Here is a 5,143-nt window from a genome sequence, read left to right on the forward strand (position 1 = left end):
TAAAGAATGGGTTGAATGGGATAACCCATATGATGTTGGTATGACTGGCCTTTTAGGCTATACATCTGGGTATCGTGCTATCGAACAATGCGATACTCTGGTAATGCTTGGTACAGACTTCCCTTATCGTCCATTCTATCCAGAAAATGCGAAAGTTATTCAAGTGGATAGAGATCCTAGTGCTTTAGGTCGTCGTGTTCCTCTTACACAAGGTATTATTGGTACTGTAAAAGATACGTTAAAAGAATTATTACCTCTTGTTAGTCAACGCGGTGATACTGAATTCATCGACACTGTACGCAAAGCATATGCTAAATTTAGAGGCGACTTAGATAGCTATGCTGTAGCTGAACCAGATGGTGTAGCAATTCACCCTCAATACTTTGTAAACCGTCTTAATAAATTAGCTGCTGAAGATGCTATCTTTACCTTTGACGTAGGTACACCAGTAATTTGGACTGCTCGTCATTTAAAAACAAATGGTAAACGTCGCATCTTAGGCTCTTATAATCACGGCTCTATGGCCAATGCTATGATGCATGCCATCGGTGCTCAAAATGCATGTCCTAATCGTCAAGTTATCTCCCTTTCCGGTGATGGTGGCTTCACAATGATGATGGGTGAAATGTTAACATTAAAACAACTTAACTTACCTGTTAAAATCTTTGTGTTTAACAACGAAGAACTCAGCTTCATCGCCATGGAAATGAAAGCCTCTGGCTACTTAGACTATGCTACGGACTTCGTAAATCCAGACTTTGGTAAACTTGCGGAAGCAGCTGGCATTAAAGGTGTAAGCATTCAAAACTCTAGCGAAGTAGACGAAAAAATCATGGAAGCTCTCAACCATAATGGCCCAGTCATCGTTAATGTTCGCGTAGATAAACAAGAACTTGCTATGCCACCTAAAATTGCGTACCAACAAGCTAAAGGCTTTAGCAAATACTTGATCAATGCCATCCTTGATGGCCGTGGTACAGAACTTAAAGAAATGGCCAAAACAAACTGGATGAAATATAAATCTCTATACTAAAAATCTGCCAATTTACAAAACCTGCCAAAATAAATAAACTGCAAAACTTTCAAAAAGAGGAGTCATCATTTGATGACTCCTCTTTTTTACTTAAATTTAATTATATACTGTTATAAAACCTTCAGTCCATCCTCTAAGATTAAGTGTAATAGGATCGATACCTAAACACTCTAATCCATATACTTTAAATATATCCCAGGTCTTATACCAAGCTAATGCCTCCTCTGCATATTCTAAAGTGCTAAATAATCCCACGTATCCAGAAGAAGTATAATTAGCATCTAAATCATAATCATACCAAACACCATAAATTTTGTTATTTACTATTTCATAGTTAATCTCCTCACCTAAATGAGCACAGTCATTTAAATAGTGAGTTGTTATAGAAAAGGAATCATCATTTAACTCAGAAAATCCAGACAATATTTTAGACTCAGCTAGAGCCGTTTCGGCTAAAGATAGCTTAGAGAAAAAACCTAAGCAAAAATACTCTGTATAAGGTAACTTCTCATTCCTTTTATAATGTGCTACAGCTTCATATATTGGAACTCTCATAATTCACCAACTTGCTATAATATAAACACAATAAATATCATACTTTAATTATTTTTATCTATAGTAATCGTCCTCGTAATCGTCTTTATATCGTATTGCATCGAGATCTGATGGAGATAATACATTTCCCTCTTCATCAACATATTCTCGGAATTCGTTAAAATATACACCTGGAATATCGGATTCTTCTAATTCAGGTACATCCTCATGCTCAATATCCCAAAATTCAATCTCTACAGATTGATTTTTGTTTTTATCCATCATTTCCTAACACTCCCTTTATTAGAGCACTCTATTTAAATACAAACCAATGTAACATTATTTTAGCAAAATATACAAAAATAAGCACTATAGCCCATTTGGGATATAGTGCTTATTTTATATGTAAGTCTTATCTTGTATTTTATTATGCTCCAAAGAGTGACATTTGTTCGTCTTCAGGTAGTTCACCACAGCATTTGAGTTCTTTCATAAGATCAATGATGGTATTAGATACCTTACAACGACGTTGCAAGTCTTTTAGAGATGTAAACGGCCGTTCTTCTCGTTCAGCAACGATAGCATCAGCTACAGTTTCACCCAAGGAATCAATAGCTAAGAATGGCGGCAATAATGCACCATCTTTAATGCTAAAACGTCTTGCTTCGGAGTGCTGGATATCTACATTGATAAAACGATAGCCCCTTTGATACATTTCCATAGATACTTCTAATGCGTTCATAAGATCCTTATCTTTAGGACTGGCAGCGCGATCGAGAGCCTTAATACGGTTAAACTCAGTCATTTGAGTTTTAAGGTCCCCTGTCATAATGCGTAAGTCAAAGGCCTTTGCACGAATGGAGAAGTATGCCGCATAGAATGCCAATGGATGATATACCTTAAACCACGCAATACGGAATGCCATCATTACATAGGCAACCGCATGGGCCCGTGGGAATAGATAGGAAATCTTTTTACAAGATTCAATAAACCATTCAGGAATATTATTTTCACGCATTTCTGCTTCAAATTCCGTCGTAGCTTGCCCTTGTTTATTTCGTTTTTCAATGCCCTTCCCTTTACGCACGTTTTCCATTACGAAGAAACTATGCTTTCTATCCATGCCGCGATGGATCAAGAAGTTCATTACGTCGTCACGGGTAGAAATAGCTTCGTTCAATTTACAAGTACCATTTTTAATAAGGTCTTGGGCATTGTCGAGCCATACGTTTGTACCATGAGAGAAACCAGAGATACGAACTAAGTCAGAGAATGTTTGCGGACGAGAGTCTTCAAGCATGCCCCGTACAAACTTCGTACCACATTCTGGTACAGCCAAGCTGGCTACTTGGTCACCTTGTAGTTGTTCCGGTGTTAAACCAATCCCCTCTGTAGAAGAGAATAAGCTCAATGTTTTTGGATCATCAAATGGTATAGTCTTTGCATCTATACCAGTCAAATCCTCTAGCATACGAATGATAGTAGGATCATCATGGCCCAGAATATCAAGCTTAGTCATACGACCTTCAATAGAGTGATAGTCAAAGTGTGTCGTTAATACGCCACTTTCCTTCTTATTCGCAGGATGCTGTATAGGTGTAAAGTGATGCACATCCATATCGCGAGGACAAACCATGATACCACCAGGATGTTGTCCTGTTGTATTCTTTACATTCGTAAAGCCTTTTGCCAAATGTTCAAAGAAACCACTGCGAGCTTGAATGTCTCTAATTTCAGCGTACTTTTTAACATAACCAAATGCCGTTTTATCAGCGATAGTACCGATGGTACCAGCTTTAAATACATTGTCACGACCAAATAGTTCTTCCGTATATTTGTGAGCTTTTGCTTGGTAATCACCAGAGAAGTTAAGGTCGATATCTGGAACCTTATCACCTTCGAAACCAAGGAAGATAGCAAACGGAATATCATGACCATTTGTTTGTAACGCATGACCACATTCAGGACAATCTTTACGAGGTAAGTCAAAACCACCTGCATATTCACCTTTTTCAAAAAATTCTGAATATTTACAGTTAGGACATACATAATGCGGCGGTAATGGGTTTACCTCTGTAATCTCAGACATGGTAGCTGCAAAAGAAGAACCTACCGAACCACGAGAACCTACAAGATACCCATCATCAAGAGATTTTTTTACTAGTTTATGAGCTATGTAATACAATACGCCATAACCATTAGAAATAATACAATCCAATTCATAGTCTAGACGTTCTTGTACTACGCGAGGCAATGGATCACCATAAATGGCTTTCGCATTTCTATAACACATTTCTGTGAAAGCTTCATCAGCGCCTTCGATCTCTGGAGAATATGTGCCGTCTGGAACTGGTTTGATATCTTCGATGCTATCATTAATAGCACGAGTATTAGTAACTACTACTTCATAGGCCTTTTCTTCACTTAAATAAGGGAAGGATGCCAACATTTCATCTGTAGTACGCAAGTGCAAATCTGGTTGTTCATCCGCATCTGGATACCCACATGCAGTTAACATAATTTCACGATATATCTTTTCTTCTGGTGTTAAATAATGAACGTCACAAGTAGCACATACCGGTTTGTTTAAAGCTTCCCCTAATTCGATAACTGTTTTATTCATGTCGATAAGAGCTTGCTCATCTGGCATGAGTCCTTTACGAACCAAGAACATATTGTTCGTATGTGGTTGGATTTCAAGATAATCATAGAAGGATGCTACTTGTAGTAGCTCTTCCTTTGTGGCACCGCGAACGATGGACTGCATAAGTTCCCCAGCTTCACAGGCAGATCCAATAATTATACCTTCACGATGTTCTTCAATAACAGAACGAGGTAAACGAGGACGAACCTTATAATGTTCTAAGTGGGATATAGAAATCATCTTATAGAGGTTTCGTAGACCTACCATATTTTTTGCTAACAAGATAATATGATAACGTTTGTCTTTTTCTTTTTTCTTCTTTTTATCTACTACAGGCTCTTCATCACGCGTTACTGTCTCATCTTCAATAAGATAACCCTCTACACCGTAGATAACCTTAACGCCCAACTCTTTACCAAGAGCTTGAGCCTCAGGGAAGGCTTGTACTACGCCATGGTCTGTAATAGCTACTGCAGGATGGCCCCATTTTTTTACAGTTTTGAATAGATCCTTAACAGATACAAGAGCATCCTTATCACTCATTTTTGTATGTAAATGAAGCTCTACGCGGGAGTCTGGTCGATTTTCTGTACGTTCCACGCTCGTAGTTTCCACAGCCTCGATACTTCGAATAGATAAGATATAATCCTTATCAAATCGATCATCAAAGCTTACGCTACCTTGTACCCGAACGCGTTGTAAGCCTTTTAGCTGTTTAAGTAAGGCATCCCCTTCTTCAGGACTGTTTGTAAACTTGATAAATTTAATACTATTTGTATCATCTACGATACTGCCGTTAACAATACTTTTACCAGTCTTAGTATCCCGTTTATCTAAGCCTACAAATACACCTTCAAAGATGACGCTTGGCGTATCTAAGGTGCCCATGATCTTAGAGGTAACCCCTTCAATTTTAGGTCCTAAAATCATGC

General features: G+C 38.1%; 4 protein-coding genes. 1 reads left to right on the forward strand and 3 read right to left on the reverse strand.

The genetic code is table 11. The features are described from left to right. A partial coding sequence (locus Q7P05_RS04115) for a thiamine pyrophosphate-dependent enzyme (protein WP_303930652.1) occupies positions 1-1,033 on the forward strand: 1,033 nt, incomplete at its 5' end. A 96-nt stretch (positions 1,034-1,129) separates the two neighbouring features. Here Q7P05_RS04115 and Q7P05_RS04120 read toward each other — a convergent pair. The 3 genes from Q7P05_RS04120 to Q7P05_RS04130 all read right to left on the reverse strand — a co-directional run. Continuing rightward, positions 1,130-1,588, reverse strand: coding sequence for a hypothetical protein (locus Q7P05_RS04120; RefSeq protein ID WP_303930654.1), 459 nt, complete (start codon positions 1,586-1,588; stop codon positions 1,130-1,132). Between the two features lie 54 nt (positions 1,589-1,642). Beyond that, a complete protein-coding gene (locus Q7P05_RS04125; protein WP_303930656.1) occupies positions 1,643-1,852 on the reverse strand; it encodes a hypothetical protein in 210 nt (69 codons plus the stop codon). Positions 1,853-1,994: 142 nt separating this feature from the next. Next, on the reverse strand, positions 1,995-5,143 hold a 3,149-nt coding region (locus tag Q7P05_RS04130; RefSeq protein WP_303930657.1), incomplete at its 5' end, for a PolC-type DNA polymerase III.

Source organism: Veillonella dispar (assembly GCF_937975875.1).
Taxonomy (GTDB): domain Bacteria; phylum Bacillota; class Negativicutes; order Veillonellales; family Veillonellaceae; genus Veillonella; species Veillonella dispar_B.